16 protein-coding genes are annotated in these 16,393 nt (G+C 68.9%); 8 read left to right on the plus strand and 8 right to left on the minus strand.

What is annotated here, in order from left to right; translation table 11 throughout:
* The first annotated feature begins 55 nt into the window (after positions 1-55).
* Genes J7U37_RS07920 through rsmA form a run of 3 tightly spaced genes read left to right on the plus strand, consistent with a single transcriptional unit; the run spans position 56 to position 4,579 of the window.
* The gene (locus J7U37_RS07920; RefSeq protein WP_247635378.1) at positions 56-2,665 is read left to right on the plus strand and encodes an LPS-assembly protein LptD; all 2,610 of its coding nucleotides are present in this window, start codon (positions 56-58) and stop codon (positions 2,663-2,665) included.
* Positions 2,666-2,699: 34 nt separating this feature from the next.
* On the plus strand, positions 2,700-3,722 hold the full coding sequence (gene pdxA / locus J7U37_RS07925) for a 4-hydroxythreonine-4-phosphate dehydrogenase PdxA (protein WP_247635353.1): 1,023 nt from the start codon (positions 2,700-2,702) through the stop codon (positions 3,720-3,722).
* The gene (gene rsmA, locus J7U37_RS07930) at positions 3,719-4,579 is read left to right on the plus strand and encodes a 16S rRNA (adenine(1518)-N(6)/adenine(1519)-N(6))-dimethyltransferase RsmA (protein WP_056478821.1); all 861 of its coding nucleotides are present in this window, start codon (positions 3,719-3,721) and stop codon (positions 4,577-4,579) included. The genes pdxA and rsmA overlap by 4 nt, the downstream gene beginning before the upstream one ends.
* A gap of 90 nt (positions 4,580-4,669) precedes the next feature.
* Here the strand turns inward: rsmA and J7U37_RS07935 are convergent, their stop codons facing one another.
* The 3 genes from J7U37_RS07935 to J7U37_RS07945 all read right to left on the minus strand — a co-directional run bounded on the left by J7U37_RS07935 (position 4,670) and on the right by J7U37_RS07945 (position 7,661).
* Positions 4,670-5,668, minus strand: coding sequence for a TIM44-like domain-containing protein (locus J7U37_RS07935; protein ID WP_247635354.1), 999 nt, complete (start codon positions 5,666-5,668; stop codon positions 4,670-4,672).
* Between the two features lie 138 nt (positions 5,669-5,806).
* Complete coding sequence (locus tag J7U37_RS07940) at positions 5,807-6,940, minus strand: ATP-binding protein (protein ID WP_247635355.1); 1,134 nt, start codon at positions 6,938-6,940, stop codon at positions 5,807-5,809.
* An 88-nt stretch (positions 6,941-7,028) separates the two neighbouring features.
* Complete coding sequence (locus J7U37_RS07945) at positions 7,029-7,661, minus strand: helix-turn-helix transcriptional regulator (RefSeq protein ID WP_056189898.1); 633 nt, start codon at positions 7,659-7,661, stop codon at positions 7,029-7,031.
* 219 nt (positions 7,662-7,880) lie between these two features.
* Between J7U37_RS07945 and J7U37_RS07950 the strand changes: the two genes are divergently transcribed.
* The gene (locus J7U37_RS07950; RefSeq protein ID WP_056478818.1) at positions 7,881-8,255 is read left to right on the plus strand and encodes a DUF952 domain-containing protein; all 375 of its coding nucleotides are present in this window, start codon (positions 7,881-7,883) and stop codon (positions 8,253-8,255) included.
* On the plus strand, positions 8,252-9,331 hold the full coding sequence (locus J7U37_RS07955; RefSeq protein WP_247635356.1) for a quinone-dependent dihydroorotate dehydrogenase: 1,080 nt from the start codon (positions 8,252-8,254) through the stop codon (positions 9,329-9,331). The genes J7U37_RS07950 and J7U37_RS07955 overlap by 4 nt, the downstream gene beginning before the upstream one ends.
* A 50-nt stretch (positions 9,332-9,381) precedes the next feature.
* Here the strand turns inward: J7U37_RS07955 and J7U37_RS07960 are convergent, their stop codons facing one another.
* Positions 9,382-9,669: a hypothetical protein gene (locus J7U37_RS07960; RefSeq protein WP_247635357.1), complete on the minus strand. Its 288-nt coding sequence runs from the start codon at positions 9,667-9,669 to the stop codon at positions 9,382-9,384.
* Between the two features lie 341 nt (positions 9,670-10,010).
* On the opposite strand from J7U37_RS07960, the gene J7U37_RS07965 reads away from it, so the two are divergent.
* Together J7U37_RS07965 and J7U37_RS07970 are read left to right on the plus strand one after the other, a co-directional pair.
* Positions 10,011-12,308, plus strand: coding sequence for an FdhF/YdeP family oxidoreductase (locus tag J7U37_RS07965; protein ID WP_247635358.1), 2,298 nt, complete (start codon positions 10,011-10,013; stop codon positions 12,306-12,308).
* Positions 12,305-12,610: a hypothetical protein gene (locus J7U37_RS07970; RefSeq protein ID WP_056478809.1), complete on the plus strand. Its 306-nt coding sequence runs from the start codon at positions 12,305-12,307 to the stop codon at positions 12,608-12,610. The genes J7U37_RS07965 and J7U37_RS07970 overlap by 4 nt, the downstream gene beginning before the upstream one ends.
* A 368-nt stretch (positions 12,611-12,978) precedes the next feature.
* Here the strand turns inward: J7U37_RS07970 and J7U37_RS07975 are convergent, their stop codons facing one another.
* Both J7U37_RS07975 and J7U37_RS07980 read right to left on the minus strand, forming a co-directional pair.
* Entirely contained in the window at positions 12,979-14,085 is a 1,107-nt protein-coding gene (locus tag J7U37_RS07975) for an alkene reductase (protein WP_247635359.1), read from the minus strand.
* Positions 14,086-14,191: 106 nt separating this feature from the next.
* Positions 14,192-15,076 (minus strand): CoA ester lyase, encoded by an 885-nt coding sequence (locus J7U37_RS07980; protein ID WP_056189874.1) that lies wholly within the window; start codon positions 15,074-15,076, stop codon positions 14,192-14,194.
* Positions 15,077-15,276: 200 nt separating this feature from the next.
* Here J7U37_RS07980 and J7U37_RS07985 point away from each other — a divergent pair, with 200 nt between their 5' ends.
* Positions 15,277-15,606, plus strand: coding sequence for a DUF167 domain-containing protein (locus J7U37_RS07985; protein ID WP_056189871.1), 330 nt, complete (start codon positions 15,277-15,279; stop codon positions 15,604-15,606).
* Positions 15,607-15,619: 13 nt separating this feature from the next.
* On the opposite strand, the gene J7U37_RS07990 is transcribed toward J7U37_RS07985, so the two are convergent.
* Positions 15,620-15,958, minus strand: coding sequence for a hypothetical protein (locus J7U37_RS07990; protein WP_056189868.1), 339 nt, complete (start codon positions 15,956-15,958; stop codon positions 15,620-15,622).
* A gap of 58 nt (positions 15,959-16,016) precedes the next feature.
* Positions 16,017-16,388, minus strand: a complete 372-nt coding sequence (locus tag J7U37_RS07995; RefSeq protein WP_247635360.1) for a tRNA-binding protein — start codon at positions 16,386-16,388, stop codon at positions 16,017-16,019.
* Positions 16,389-16,393: the final 5 nt, after the last annotated feature.

A 16,393-nucleotide genomic window follows, 5' to 3' on the forward strand; every position in this document is an offset into this window, starting at 1 on the left:
GTCGGACTCGGCAATGGGGATGGGTCAGGGGCCTTGGCAGGAGTTGGGACTGGCGTTGCGTAAGGTCGCCGACATCGCGTTGGCCACGGGGTTCGTGGCACTGCTCACCGTCGTCGCACCCGCGCCGCTCGGAGGGTCGGCCCGCGCGCAGGCCGCGCCGAAAACCGCCGCGGGAAAACCCGAATCCAACAGAGTCGAATCCGGTAAACCCGTCGAGCGCCTCCTCGTAGAGGCCGCCGAGCTGATCTACGACAACGATCGCAACACCGTGACGGCGCGCGGCAATGCCGAGCTGCATTACGGCCCGCGCGTCTTGCAGGCAGACCGGGTCATCTACGATCGCAAGGCCAGCCGGGTCTTCGCCGAGGGCAACGTGCGCCTCACCGAAGCCTCGGGCGACGTCGTCACCGGCGCCAAGATGGAGCTGACCGACGATTTCCGGAACGGCTTCATCGATGCGCTGCGGGTGCAGCAGAACGTCGAGCTGAACGGCCAGACCGTGCGGACCCGGTTCTCGGCGCCCCGCGCCGAGCGGATCGAGGGCGACAGCACCAGCTTCGAATACGGCACCTACACCGCCTGCGAGCCGTGCAAGAACAACCCGGAGACGCCGCCGCTCTGGCAGATCCGCGCCACCAAGATCGTCCACAACAACGAGACCCACACCGTCGCCTTCGAGGAATCGACCCTCGAGATCGGCGGCATCCCGATCGCCTATCTGCCGTATTTCGAGACCGCCGACCCGACGGTGAAGCGCAAGACCGGCTTCCTGACGCCACGCTTCCTCACCTCCACGGCGCTCGGCTCCGGACTCGCGACGCCGTTCTTCGTCAATCTGGCGCCGAACTACGATCTCACGCTCTCACCCGCCTTCCTGAGCAACCAGGGCGTACTCGGTCAGGCCGAGTTCCGGCATCGGCTGGAATCCGGCTCGTACAACCTGCGCCTGTCCGGCATCTTCCAGACGACGCCGAGCGCCTTCCTGCCCGGACCGCTCGGCGCCGGAGACCGTGACTTCCGCGGCTCGGTGGAGACCAAGGGCCAGTTCTACATCAACGACCGCTGGCGTACGGGCTGGGACATCGTCGGCGTCACCGACAAGTGGTTCCTCGACAATTACCGCATCCGCAACCAGAGCATCACGACGGATTACTTCCGTGAGGCGGTGTCGACCGCCTTCCTGATCGGTCAGGGCGACCGCTCGTGGTTCGAGGCGCGGGGCTACTACTTCAAGGGCCTGTCGAGCTTCGACTGGCAGAAGGAGCAGCCCTTCGTCGCGCCGGTGATCGACTACGACAAGCGCATCAACGGGCCGGGCTTCCTCGGCGGCGAGGTCCGCTTCGAGGCCAACATCACCAGCCTGAACCGGCAGGCGACCGACTTCCAGGCCATCGGAACGCCGACCGCCTACCTGCAGACTCCGACCATCAACGGCCGGACCTACTACCTCTACGAGACCTGCACGTCGTTCTCGCGCGGCCAGTGCGTCATCCGGGGCCTTGCCGGAACCAACACCCGCGGGTCGGCCCAGCTCTCCTGGCGCCGCAGCTTCATCGACGATGTCGGCCAGGTCTTCACGCCCTTCGCCTACCTGCGCACCGACGCGTTCTTCGTCGATCCGCGCAATTCGGGCTACCAGAACGCCCTGTCGACGAACATCGCGACGCAGGATTCGGACTTTTCCGGCCGGGTCCTGCCGGCGGTCGGCCTCGATTACCGCTATCCGTTCGTCAGCAATTTCGGTCCCCTCGGCGTCCACACCCTTGAGCCGATCGCCCAGGTCATCGCCCGCCCGAGCGAGACCCGGATCGGCCGTCTGCCCAACGAAGACGCCCAGAGCCTGATCTTCGACGACACCTCGTTGTTCGAGTGGGACAAGTTCTCGGGCTACGACCGGGTCGAAGGGGGTGTCCGCACCAATCTCGGCGCGCAATACTCCGTCGTGACCCCGGCCGGCTGGTACGCGAACGTGATGTTCGGCGAGTCGATCCAGATCGCTGGCGTCAACTCGTTCCGCCGCGGCGACATCGCCAATGTGGGCCTCGATTCCGGCCTCGACAGCCGGGCCTCCGATTTCGTCGGCCGGTTCCAGCTCTCGCCGAACCAGAACATCACCTTCATCACGCGCGGGCGCTTCGATCACGCCGACCTCGGGGTGAACCGGGTCGAGACCGGCGTGATCGCCCGACTGGCGCCGTTCGCGCCGATCGACCTCTCGGCGTTCTATTCCTACTACCGGGCCCAGCCGGCCCTCGGCTTTGCCAATCGGCGCGAGGGCGTGACCGCCTCGGCCACCTACCACGTCACGCCGAACTGGTTCGTCACCGGCTCGGCCCTGGTCGACCTGTCGCACTATCTCGACGTGCGCGACAACTTCCAGACAGCCTATGCGTCCTACCTTGCCAACCCGGTCGGGGACGCGCCGGTCTATCGGAATCCCGGCCGCGCCTACCTGTCGGGCATGAGCATCGGCGGGGGCTACCAGGACGAGTGCACCACCATCTCGGTCAACTACATCGTCTCGCCGGTCGCCGCCTCCCTCGGCACCAGCGAGCGCAACCGGACGGTGCTGCTGCGGCTGGAGCTGAAGACGCTGGGCGAGGCGGATTTCCGCCAGAACCTGAACACGGCCATCACGGCCGATGGCATCTCGACGGTCCGTTGAGGCGGACAGCCGACCGAACCCGGAGCGTATCGCGATGAGCAGCCTGCATGGGCCCATCGCCCTCACGCTCGGAGACCCCGCCGGGATCGGCCCCGAAATCGCCCTGATGGCCTGGCGCCTGCGCGACGCCGGGGCGGGTCTGCCGCCGTTCTTCCTCGTCGGCGATCCCGCCTTCATCGAGCGGCGGGCGAGCGAGCTGAACCTGCAGGTGCCGATCGCCGATGTGGGACCGGATCTCGCCACGGAAGTGTTCGGCCGTGCCCTGCCGGTGATGGCCCTGCCGAGCGGCGCGGCCGTCCACGCCGAGTCCGGACGCCCCGATGCCGCCAATGCCGGCGCGATTCTCGAATCGATCACCACGGCGGTAGAGCTTGTCCGCTCCGGAGCCGCCACCGCCCTCGTCACCAATCCGATCGCCAAATACGTCCTGACCCAGGTCGGCTTCGCGCATCCGGGCCATACCGAGTTCCTGGCCGCCTGCGCGGTGCCCCCCGGCGAGACCCCGCCGCTGCCCGTGATGATGCTGTGGAGCGAGACCCTGGCGGTGGTGCCGGTCACCATCCACGTCGCCCTCCGGCGGGTGCCGGAGCTGCTGACGCAGGACCTCCTGATGCGCACCGCCCGCATCGTCGATCACGACCTGCGCCGGCGCTTCGGCCTTGCCCGGCCCCGTCTCGTCCTGTCCGGGCTCAACCCGCATGCGGGGGAGAACGCCACCATGGGCACCGAGGACCGCGACGTGCTGGAGCCGGCGGTGCTTCAGCTGCAGGCCGAGGGCATCGACATCCGGGGGCCTCTTCCGGCCGACACCCTGTTCCACGCGCGGGCAAGGGCGAATTACGATGTCGCGCTGACTCCGACCCACGACCAGGCCCTCATCCCGATCAAGACCCTCGCGTTCGACGAGGGCGTCAACGTCACCCTGGGCCTGCCGTTCATCCGCACCTCGCCGGACCACGGCACCGCCTTCGACATCGCCGGCAAGGGCATCGCGCGGCCCGACAGCCTGATGGCGGCCCTGCAGCTCGCCGCGCGCCTCGTGAAGGCCGGCGCGTGAGCGAGGACGGAAGCACCAGCAGCGACGGTCTGCCGCCCCTGCGGGAGGTGGTGCGCAAGCACGGCCTCGAGCCGAAGAAGGCGCTTGGCCAGAACTTCCTGTTCGACCTCAACCTGACTGGGCGGATCGCCCGCTCGGCCGGGCCGCTCGACGGCGTCACCGTGGTCGAGATCGGCCCCGGTCCCGGCGGCCTCACCCGGGCGCTCCTGGCAGAGGGGGCCGCCCGGGTCATCGCCATCGAGCGCGATCCCCGTGCGCTTCCGGCGCTGGCCGAGATCGCCGCCCATTATCCCGGTCGCCTCGACGTGGTCGATGCCGATGCCCTCGCCTTCGACCCGGTGCCGCTGATCGGGTCCGGGCCGGCGCGGATCGTTGCCAACCTGCCTTACAATATCGGCACGCCCCTACTGGTGGGCTGGCTCGCCGGTGCGGCCTGGCCGCCCTGGTGGAATTCCCTGACGCTGATGTTCCAACGCGAAGTCGCCGAACGCATCGTGGCGGACGAGAACGACCGCGCCAATTACGGCCGCCTCGGTGTCCTCTGCGGCTGGCGGACGGAGGCGCACATCCTGTTCGACGTGGCGCCGTCGGCCTTCGTGCCGCCGCCGAAGGTGACGTCGTCGGTCGTGCGGCTCACACCCCGGCGCGCGCCCCTGCCCTGCTCGGTCCAGGCTCTCGAGGCGATCACCCGGGCGGCCTTCGGGCAGCGCCGCAAGATGCTGCGCCAGAGTCTGAAGGCGGCAGTTCCTGATCCGGCCCGGCTGCTGGACGCGGCCGGCATTCCCGAGACCGCACGGGCCGAGGAGGTTCCGGTCTCGGCCTTCGTGGCGATGGCGCAGGCCTACAGGCCGACCTGATCACCGCCTTCTGAAACGCGAAAGGCCCCCGCGCGGATGTCTCCGCGCGGGGGCCTTTCGTTCACAGGCTCGCTTTCGAAGCCGGTCGCTTCAGCGACCCTGCTGGATCGCCGAGAGGATCCAGCGGCCGCCGCGCTCGCGCACGAAGGTCCACAGCTCCACCGCCTCGGGCTCGCCAGTCTCGACGACCCGCTGCGTCTTGCGGTCGAAGGTCACGTCCTTGATAGCGTAGCGCATCGCCACCGTGGCGTACTCGGCACTGCCCTCGCCCCAGCTCTCGGACAGGTCACCCTGGAGGAGCTTGACGTCGGAGATCCGGTTGACGACGCCGCGTGCCTCGTTGGCCCGCAGTTCCTCGATGAAGTAGCCGGCCATTTCCGGGGTGGCGAGGTTGCGGAGTGCGGCCACATCCTCACGCCCATAGGCGGCCTGCACGTCGTTGAGGTTGATCTCGAAGCTCTCGAAATCGCCCGGTCCGATCTGGACCGGACGCGCCTGAACCGGCTGGACCGGAGCGGGACCGCGCTGGGCGTTGCCGTAGCCGCCACCCAGAGGACCACCACCCAGAGAACCGCCCGCCATCGGGCCGGGGTTCATGCCGCCACCGTCGAGATTCTGGCGAGCGTGACCGGCGGCGGCCGGCTGGCCCTGGCGCCGGCGGAACCAGCGTACCGCGAAGGCGACGAGCAGGACCACGAGGCCGACCTGCAGGATCAAACCGAGGAACGAGGCGATGCCGCCGAGGCCCCCGAAGAAGCCGCCGCCCAGGAGTGCGCCGAGCAGGCCCGCGCCGAGCAGGCCGGCCATGAAGCCGCCGCCGAAGCGCCGGCCGGGCTGCGCGGCGGTGTTCATCCCGGGATTGCCCATGGCGGGACCGGGCTGGGTCTGCGAACGCTGGATCGGAGCCGGAGCGCCGGGAGCCGTGGTGGTCGCCGACGGGGGTGCGTAGGTGCGCGACCCGCGCGAGCCCATGCCACCGCTGCTGCCGCTTCCGGGACGCGCCTCGACGACCGGCGGAGCGAGCGCCAGCGTCGCGGCGAGCGCGAGGACGGACGCCGCGCGCTTACGGCGAGTGGTGGAGGTGAGCATGAAAACGCCTCTGATGAACATCACGGAAGTCTCGGCGCGAACGCCGCTCCTGATATGGTGACGTTCGCGCCGGAGTTTTAGTCCGTTGATCTTCGGGAATTCCAACGGAGATGTCCGCTCGCTCCGCCCTGTGCGTGCTCAAAGGGCGGCGGGGAAGACCATCCGGACCGTGGCGCCCTCTCCGGGCTTCGAGTCGATCGTCACCGTACCGTTCTGGCGCTTGACCAGGCCATGCACGATCGCCAGCCCCGTGCCGCGGCCGGCCTCGCGGCTGGTGACGAAGGGGGCGAGCGCCCGGGCCGCCATCTCGGGCGACATGCCCTGCCCCTCGTCGGTCACAGTGATCCCGACCGCGCCGTCGCCCGGACGCTGGAGCGCCCGATCCCCGGGCGGAACCGAGAAGGTCGCCACGGTGATGCGGCCCGCGGCGGGCATCGCCTCGCAGGCATTGGCGACGATATGGCTGAGCGCCAGCTCGATCTGGTTCGGATTGCTCAGGCCGCAGGCGAGACCCGGAATGGTGCGGATCTCCAGGGTGATGCGCGTGGGCAGCGTCGGGCCGATGCGGGCGCCGAACACTTCGATCAGGCGGTTCAGGTCCACGGGGCGGACATCCGGGGCGATGCGGCGCGAGAACGCCAGCAGCTGGCGGGTGAGGATCGTGGCGCGCTCGGCGGCATCGGTCGAGCGCAGGATCGCCCGCTGGATGAAGGGCTCCTCCCGGTCCCCGAGGCGACGTTTCAGGCCATCGATGTAGCCGATGAGAATCTGCAGGAAGTTGTTGAACTCGTGGGCCACGCTGTTGGTGAGCAGTCCCAGCGCCTCGCGCTGACGCGAGAGCGCCAACGCACCCTCGGCGTCGCGCCGGCGGGTCACGTCGATGATCTGAGCGAGACGATACGGAGTTCCGGGGATGGGCACGACGAAGACCTCAGCCCAGAAGGCCGCGCCCCCGGCGGGGCGGACCAGCACCTCGACGCCGTCCGGGCAGCGATCGGACAAAACAGGGTCGAGGGGGGTCGCCGCCGCCCGGTCCGCATCGAAGCCGAGGAGCGCCCGCAGGTCGCCATCGAGGGGCGCGTCCGATGCGCGTTGGGCGAGTGCGTGAAGGGCTCGGTTGGCGGCGACGATGCGGCCGCCGGCTTCCTCAGAGGCCAGGAGAGCGGTCGGCACCGCCGAAGCGGCCACGCAGGCCGCGATCCCGGCCTCGACCGCACCCTCGCCGGCCGTCTCTTCGACCGCCGCATGCTCGTCCGTTCGGGGCGATGCCATGGCCTGTCCGCCGCTGCGAGGCACGCGGCCCCTGTGGCCGACAGGCATAGCCGTAACCGCAGGGGCGGCAAAGCCGCGGGTGGTCGGGCTACTGCCGCACCCACATCACCCGGCCGATCCAGGCGATATCACTCACATTCACCACCCGGTCCTCATGATCGGGATTGAGGGAGGCCAGCTCGATGGTCCGCGCCGTCTTGCGCTTCAGCTCCTTGGCCAGGACCTCGCCGGCGGCGAGGCGCACCACGACGCGGTCGCCCTTGCGCACGCCGGCGGTGGGCGACACGATGAGCACGTCGCCGTCGCGGTAGAGCGGCGCCATCGAGTCGCCCTGCACCTCCAGGGCGAAGGCGCGGTCGTCGCCGAGGTCGGGAAACTCGATCTCCTCCCAGCCGGGACCGCCGGTCGGCATGCCCTCGTCGGTGAACAGACGCCCCGCCCCCGCCTGCGTCATGCCCACAAGGGGGATCATGGTGCGCGCCGGCCCCTCCCGAACCTCGATCAGCCTCAGGAATTCATCGAGGCTGGCGCCGGTGGCGGACAGGACCTTCGAGACCGATTCGGTGGAGGGCCAGCGCTTTCGCCCGTCGGGTCCGATGCGCTTCGACCGGTTGAAGCTCGTCGCGTCGAGGCCGGCCCGCCGCGCCAGACCAGATGCGGAGAATCCGTGACGTTCCGCCAAGCGGTCGATCGCGGTCCAGATCTGTTCATGAGACAGCATCGAAAGCTCAACGCGTGCTACGGCTAAGACGTCCAGCCTAGTGATAGGAAAGTAGAACTAATTCGTTTAGATAGCAATCTCGTGAGCAATGCAAATGCGGCCGGATGTCCGCGCCCGATAACCCTGACAACCCATCCGGTTAACTTGGTCGGTGAGGTTGCGGTTTCGCCGCCCGGAACGTGGTTTGATCGCCTCCCGGAAACCCGTTAGGGAGCGGGCATGTCGATCGTCTACAAGCTCTCTCCACGGGATCTCTGGCGCCGGGCCGAAGCGGCGGGCCGCTTCGAGGGGGCTCCGATCGACCTGGCCGATGGCTACATCCATTTTTCCACTGCCGCTCAGGTGATCGAGACCGCCGCGCGCCACTTCGCCGGCGTCGACGACCTCCTGCTCGTGGCCGTCGACGCCGAAGCCCTGGGCGACGCCCTGCGATACGAACCTTCGAGAGGGGGCGACTTGTTCCCGCATCTGTACGGACCCCTCGATCTCGGCGCGGTCCGCTTCGTGGTCGACCTGCCGCTCAGTGCCGATGGCCGGCACGTCTTCCCGGGCGATCTGAGTTCCCAGGCGGTGAATTCGGGCGCACGGGCATGATTGGCGCGCTGTTTCCGCTGGCGAAACCACTCCTGCACCGGCTCGACGCCGAGACCGCGCACAATCTCACATTGCGTGGCCTGTCCGCCCTGCCGGTTCTCGACCCGAGGGCCGACGATCCGCGCCTCGAAATCGAGGTTCTGGGCCGACGTTTTCCGAATCCAGTCGGTCTCGCGGCGGGGTTCGACAAGGGGGCCGAGGTGCCGGATGCGCTGCTCGGTCTCGGCTTCGGGTTCGTCGAGGTCGGCGGCGTCGTTCCGAAGGCGCAGCCGGGCAATCCCCGCCCGCGCGTCTTCCGGCTGACGCGGGACGGCGCGGTCATCAACCGCTACGGCCTGAACAGCGAGGGGCTCGACGTGGTGCACGCGCGCCTCGCCGCCCGCCAGGGACGGCCCGGCCGCATCGGCGTCAACATCGGCGCCAACAAGGACTCGACCAACCGCCTCGCCGATTACGTGACCTGCACCCGCGCCCTGGCGCCGCTGGTCGACTTCGTCACCGTCAACGTCTCGTCGCCGAACACGCCGGGCCTGCGCGATCTTCAGGGCGAAGCCTTCCTCGACGAGCTTCTGGCCCGGGCCGTCGAGGCCCGCGACGCCGTCCATCCGGCCACCGCCATCCTGCTCAAGATCGCCCCCGACATCACGCTGGCGAGCCTCGACGCCATGACCGCCACGGCGCAGCGGCGCGGCGTATCGGGCCTGGTGGTATCGAACACCACGATCGCTCGCCCCAAGAGCCTGCGGGACACCGCCCTCGCCCGGGAGACGGGCGGTTTGTCGGGCCGGCCGCTCTTCGCCGCGTCGACCCGCCTTCTGGCCGAGACCTACCTGCGGGTCGGCGCGAGCCTGCCCCTGATCGGCGTCGGCGGCATCGACTCCGCCGAGACCGCCTGGACCAAGATCCGGGCGGGCGCCAGCCTGGTGCAACTCTATTCGAGCCTCGTCTATGCCGGGCCGGGGCTCATCCCCGAGATCAAGCGCGGCCTCGTCGCCCATCTCAAGGCCGACCACGCGACGAGCCTCGCCTCCGTCGTCGGCCGCGACGCCTCCAGCCTCGCGACCATGGCGGGCTGACGCCCGCGTCGGCCGGGCACCGATCGCGGGGCGGGACCCATTCAGACCGCTCAGCGCGGCCGACGTCGCCCCGTGCCGGCCAGAACCGCCCCTCCGGCCGCGAGGCCGAGCAGGATCCACTTCAACGGCAGGCGTCCCGCCGCCTCGCTCGGCAGCGGCTCGGTCACCATCCGCCCCGGCGCGAGCTCGACACCCGGCTTGCCGTAGGCCTGGGCATCGGCGATCTGCTCGCGGGAGACGGCCCACTCGGCCCCGATCTGGCGATCATGCGCCATCACCGCCACCCCGACGGCGATGGCGGTGGCCAGGGCGGCAAAGACCCGAACGGGCGTCCTCATGATGTCGGCTTTCGCAGCTTCGATCTCATCGGCGTGTCGGGTGTCCCGGAGACCACGGCCTCGTTGCGCGGATTTTGCTCAAAAACCGTGCCCGCCAGATTTGCCCGTTATTCCGGCCCGCTCTCCATGCCCGAGACCCATGCGTCCTGCATAGCCGGGACGGCGTTGCGGTTTCGAATGAGTTTAACCTCTCGGAAAGCCGCCCTGCACGAAACGCATGGCACCCCTAAGCGCAGGCCTGGCCTGCGTTTTTGCATCGTTGAGCCGTTCCGGTGCACTGCGATATCGGGAGCAGCGTTCTCGTCTCTTCGATAGCACCCGTGTCTCAGCCAGGACCCTCGATGGATCATCCGGTCGCGTCCCCCAAGCGTTCCTCCGCCGCCGGCGGATGGGGCGCGCTGAAAAGCTGCGGCAAGCATCTCCTGGGGAGCCGGGCGCCGCTCTCGGGTGCGCGGGCGATGCTCAAGGCCAACCAGCCGGACGGCTTCGACTGCCCGGGCTGCGCCTGGGGCGATCCGGAGCACGGCTCCTCCTTCGAGTTCTGCGAGAACGGCGTGAAGGCGGTCTCGTGGGAGGCCACCGACAAGCGCACCCCGCCGAAGTTCTTCGCCAAGCACACCGTGACCGAGCTGCGCGGCTGGACCGACTACGCCCTGGAGGGCGAAGGCCGCCTGACGCATCCGATGCGCTACGACGCGGCTGCCGACCGCTACGTCGTCACCACCTGGGATGCCGCTTTCGCCGAGATCGGCGCCACTCTGCGCGGCCTCGCGTCGCCGGATCAGGCCGAGTTCTACACCTCCGGCCGCGCCTCCAACGAGGCCGCCTACCTGTATCAGCTCTTCGCGCGCCATTTCGGCACCAACAACTTCCCCGACTGCTCCAACATGTGCCACGAGGCCAGCGGCATCGCCCTGCAGGCGGCGATCGGCGTCGGCAAGGGCACCGTCCTGCTCGAGGATTTCGAGAAGGCCGATGCGATCTTCGTCGTCGGTCAGAATCCCGGCACCAACCATCCCCGCATGCTCGGCGATCTGCGGCGTGCCGCCCAGCGCGGCGCCAAGGTGGTGGTGTTCAACCCCGTGCGCGAGCGCGGCCTGGAGCGCTTCGCCGATCCGCAGAACACCGTGGAGATGCTGCGCGGCGCGAGCGCGCCCGTGGCGAGCCACTATTACCAACCACGCCTCGGCGGCGACATGGCGGCCTTCCGGGGCATCGCGAAAGCCGTGCTCGCGGCCGATGACGCGGCGCTCGCCGCGGGCAAGCCGTCGCTGCTCGATCGCAGCTTCCTGCGCAACCATACCGCCGATTACGAGGCCTACCGGGCCGTCGTCGATGCCACCACCTGGGACGCGATCGAGGATCAGTCCGGTCTGTCCCGTGCCGATATCGAGGTGGCGGCCGGGGTCTACCTCGCCGCCGACAAGGTGATCTGCACCTGGGCGATGGGCGTGACCCAGCACCGACACTCGGTGGCCACCGTCCGCGAACTCGCGAACGTCATGCTGCTGCGCGGCCATGTCGGGCGCCCCGGCACCGGCCTGTGCCCCGTGCGCGGCCATTCCAACGTGCAGGGCGACCGCACGGTGGGCATCAACGAGAAGCCACCCGCGAGCCTCCTCGACGCCCTTGAGCAGGAGTTCGGCTTCGCGGCGCCGCGCAAGCACGGCCACAACGTGCTCGCCGCCATCGGGGCGATGCTCGACGGCTCGTCGAAGGCCTTCATCGGTCTCGGTGGCAATTTCGCCCGGGCGACGCCGGACACCACCCTGGTGGCCAAGGCCCTGGCCTCGTGCGACCTCACCGTCCACATCGCCACGAAGCTCAATCACTCCCACCTCGTGTCGGGCCGCGTCGCCTACCTGCTGCCCTGCCTCGGCCGCACCGAGATCGACCGCAACTCGAAGGGCAAGACCCAGATCGTCACGGTCGAGGATTCGATGAGCATGGTCCACGGCTCGGGTGGCATCAACAAGCCGGCCTCGCCCGAACTGCGCTCGGAGATCGGCATCATCGCCGGCATGGCGGCGGCGACGGTCGGATCGGAGCGGGTCGACTGGGCGGCTCTGGCCGACGATTACGACGGCATCCGCACCCTGATCGAGCGCACGATCCCGGGCTTCACCGGCTACAACCTGCGCGTCCGGCGCCCGCGCGGCTTCATGCTGCGCAATCTGGCGGCCGAGCGGAACTTCGAGACGCCGACCGGCCGGGCCAACTTCGCCGCCCATCCGCTGCCGGAGAGCACGGAGCATCAGCAGGCGAAGCGCGATCCGGGCACCTTCGTGCTTCAGACCTTCCGCAGCCACGATCAGTACAACACCACGATCTACGGCCTCGACGACCGCTATCGTGGCGTCTACGGCGAGCGCCGGGTGGTCTTCGCCCATCCGGACGACCTCGCCGAAATCCGCGCTCTGACCGGCGACCGGGTCGACATCGTCGGCACCCATGCGGACGGCGTCACCCGTGTGGCCGAGAACTTCCGCCTCGTGCCCTTCGACATGCCGCGCGGCTCGCTCGCCGGGTACTATCCGGAACTCAACGTGCTCGTTCCGCTCTCGACCTTCGGCGCGGAGAGCGACACGCCGACCTCGAAGTCGGTCCTGGTTCGCCTGCGCGCCCCGCTGGCCGCATGAGCGAACCGCCCGCGGACGCCGAGACCTTCCTGGCGGCGACCGACTCGGTGGCCGCGCTTCAGCCCGGGCTCACGACCCTGGAGGCGGGCATCCTCGCCGGCCTCCACCTCCGGCTCGCCGACGACAGCCGCAGCTTCGCCCGGGTGTTCGGCATCGAGCACGCCCTGGTGCTACGGGCGGTCGAGACCCTGGCGAGCGATGCGGGCCTGCTGACACTGACCGAGCGAAACGCCCGGACCCAGCGCACGCGCTACGCGCTCAACGCGGCCGGCGACGCTGTGCTGGCCCACCTGCACGGTTGAGCAGAACCGCTCCGAGCTGGGAAGTTCCGGCCAACGCCGCGATGTCGATCCTTTCCCGGTATGGAAGGAAATGACATTCGCTGATGTGCGTGCCGAAAGATCAATTTTACTACCGAGTCATCCCGGGGCCGCGCAGCGGAGCCCGGGACCCAGAAACGCAGGTGGCGCAAGACGTTGCACCGTCAGCGGCTCTGGATTCCGGGCTCGCCTGCGGCGCCCCGGAATGACCCTGAGGTTCAATTTGCGATCACCTGCCCGCGTGGGAAGGGTCACGAGACAGGTGACTCCGCCAGCTTCCAAGACTGTAAGGTCACTCAGCGAAGCCCCAACTCTTGCTCCCTCCCTGCGGGGGAGACGAAATCGGCGGATCAGCGCTTGATCGCCACCGGCCCGTTCATCCCCGGCCAGTCCGAGTAACCGTTGGCGCCGCCGCCGTACCAGTATGGCTTCGGGGCCTCGGCCAGGGGGGCGCCGGTTTCGAGGCGCTGCACCAGATCCGGATTGGCGATGTAGGGGCGCCCGAAGCTGAAGAGGTCGGCCCGGCCCTCCGCCAGGTCCTTCTCGGCCAGAGCCAGGGTGTACTGGTTGTTGCCGATATAGGCGCCCTTGAAGCGCTCGCGGATCTGCCCGAAATCGACCGAATCCGGCACGTCGCGGGTCTGCTGCGTCACCCCCTCGATCGTGTGCACGTAGAGCAGGTCGAATGCGTTCAGGGCCTCGACATAGGCGCCGAAGGTCGCCTTCGGGTCGCTGTCGAGCGGCGTCTTGCCGGGCTCCGTGGTGGCGGGCGAGAGCCGGATGCCGACGCGATGGCCGCCGCCCCAGACCTCGGTCACTGCCTTCACCACGGCGAGCGGGAAGCGCAGGCGGTTCTCGATCGAGCCGCCATACTGGTCGGTGCGGTGGTTGGTGGAATCGCGCACGAACTGTTCGAGCAGGTAATTGTTGGCCGAGTGGATCTCGACTCCGTCGAAGCCCGCGCGCTTGGCGTTCTCGGCAGCCCGGCGGTAATCCTCGACGATGCCGGGGATCTCGTCGGTCTCCAGGGCACGCGGCGTGACGTGCGGCTGCATCCCGGATTCCGTGAAGGCCGTGCCCTCGGGCTTCAGCGCCGAGGGCGCCACGGGCAGCTGTCCGTCCGGCTGGACGTCCGGGTGCGAGATCCGGCCGGTGTGCCAGAGCTGAAGGAAGATCAGGCCGTCATTGGCATGGACCCCGGCGGTGACGGGCTTCCAGGCTTCGACCTGCGCGTCGCTCCAGATCCCCGGCGTGTAGGCGTAGCCCACTGCCTGGGGCGAGATGTTGGTGGCCTCGCTGATGATGAGCCCAGCATTGGCGCGCTGCGCATAGTAATCCACCGCGAAATCCGGCGGCACCCCCTCGGTCGAGGACCGGCTGCGGGTCAGCGGCGCCATCACGACGCGGTTCTTGAGCGTCAGATCGCCCAGGGTGAAGGGTTGGAGGATCGGGCTCATGCGGTCGGCTCTGTCCTGGATGGAGCGGGCGCGCGGTGGCGCCCGGTTTCAGCCGGGACAAGCACCGACGCCCGAGGGTGTTCCGCCATGCCGCCGCACGAGGCTGTCAGTAGCCCTTGGCGGCAATCGCCTCGCGCCAGTTCACCGCGCGGCGGGCCATGCTGATATGCTGGCGCTCGTACATTCGGCCCTCGATCTTGATGGCGCCGCGCTTGGCGTTCTCCGCCTTCTCGAAGGCCTCGATCACCAGCCGGGCGCGGCGGACCTCCTCGTCCGAGGGGGCGAAGCAGGTGTTGGCCGGCTCGAGCTGGTTGGGGTGGATTAGGGTCTTGCCGTCGAAGCCGAGGTCGCGGGCCTGCTGGCACTCGGCCCGGCAGCCATCCACGTCCTCGATGTCGTTCCACACGCCGTCGAGGATGGTCAGCCCCTCGGAGCGGGCGGCCGCCAGGGTGAACATCATCCAGGGCAGCATCGGCACCCGGCCGGGCACGAGCTGCGCCCAGGTGTCCTTGGCCAGATCGTTGGTGCCGAGCACGAAGCAGGTCAGCCGAGTGCGCCGGTCGCGCTGCGCCTTGGCGATCTCCTGGATATTCAGAATCGCCGCCGGGGTCTCGATCATCGCCCAGACGGCGATGCTCTCATGGGCGTCGAGGGCTTCGAGATGATTGGCGATGCTCTCCAGCACCGCCGGCGAGGACACCTTCGGCATCAGGATCGCGTCGGGCCGCGCCTCGATGGCGGCCTTGAGGTCGGCTTCGCCCCAGGGCGTCTGCGGCGCGTTCACCCGGATGATGATCTCGCGCGTGCCGTAGCCGCCGCCCTTCACCGCCGCGCAGACCTGCTCGCGCGCCAGATCCTTGGCGTCCGGCGCCACCGCATCCTCCAGGTCGAGGATCAGCGAATCGGCGGACAGGGTCTTGGCCTTATCGAGCGCCCTCTGGTTCGAACCGGGCATATAGAGCACGCTGCGGCGCAGGCGGAGGTCGGACATCGGGGCTTCCTGTGGTTTTCCCGGAAGCTTAGTGCAGCACGCCGGCCAGGACACCCCGGGACGGCCGGATTAGCGTGGCATTCCACCGAATTTGTTGCAGCGCACCGCGCGATCACCGAGGGATGTCCGGCTCCGGGCGAGACGAGACAAGTCGAGACCGAGACATGGATAGACCGGATACGATCCCGCATCGGTGACGGATGGACGAGCCCTATCAACAGATCCCCGAGGGTCTCCGCCTCGCCGTACGGCTGACCCCGCGGGCGAGCCGCAACGGGTTGGACGGTCTGGTGGCGGATGCGGAGGGGCGGATCGCCCTGCAGCTCCGGGTGGCCGCGCCGCCCGTGGAGGGCGCGGCCAACGCGGCGCTGATCGCGTATCTGGCCAAGACCCTGAAGCTCCGTCGATCCGACATCCGGATCGCCTCCGGCGAAACCGCCCGCCTCAAGATCGTCGTCCTCTCCGGCGACGGACCGTCCCTCGCCGCCCGGCTGGCCGACTGGACGCATGGAGCCGCCCTGCGTCGCTAGAAGCGGGCGCCCGTCAGTGACGAAGCGGGGCCGTGAGGCTGAAGATCACCGTATAGTCCGGGTTCTCGACCACCGGATCCTCGGGCGAAAGCTGGTACGAACCGGGATCGGCCGGCTCGATGGCCTCCAGGATCGGCACCATCGTGAACGACGCGGCGCCGTCGAAGGGCTGGATCGTGATTCCGGCCTCGGCATCCACCGTCTCGACCCGGCCGAAGACCTGCTGGCGGCGGATCAGGGTTCCATCGTGGTCGAGATAGGTGACGCCGACGAACAGCGTGGCGCCGACCAGTTCGGCAGCGAACCCGTCGTCCCACTCGATGCCGGATTCGTCGTCGTCGCGGTCGCTCATCGGACAGGGATGGCGAAAAACCGCGCTCCGGGCAAGCGGCCCTCCGAACGCTTTGTCCTCAGAACAGGCGGCTGCCGTCCGGCACCGGCTGATCGGGGCGGAACAGCACCACGGCACCGTCGGCATCGGCGAAACCGAGGGTCAGCACCTCCGACAGGAACCTGCCGATCTGGCGGGGCGGAAAGTTCACCACCGCCGCAACCTGCCGGCCGGGCAGATCCTCGGCCCGGTAATGCTCGGTGATCTGGGCGCTCGAGCGCTTCCGGCCGATCACCGGCCCGAAATCGATGACGAGCTTGAGGGCGGGCTTGCGCGCCTCCGGGAACGGCTCGGCCGAGACGACCATCCCGACGCGGATGTCCACCGCCAGGAAGGCGTCGAAACCGATGGCCGGACTGGCCGGCGCGTCGAGGGCGTGGCTGACGTGCATCGGCG

This window comes from Methylobacterium sp. 37f, assembly GCF_023093475.1.
Lineage (GTDB): Bacteria > Pseudomonadota > Alphaproteobacteria > Rhizobiales > Beijerinckiaceae > Methylobacterium.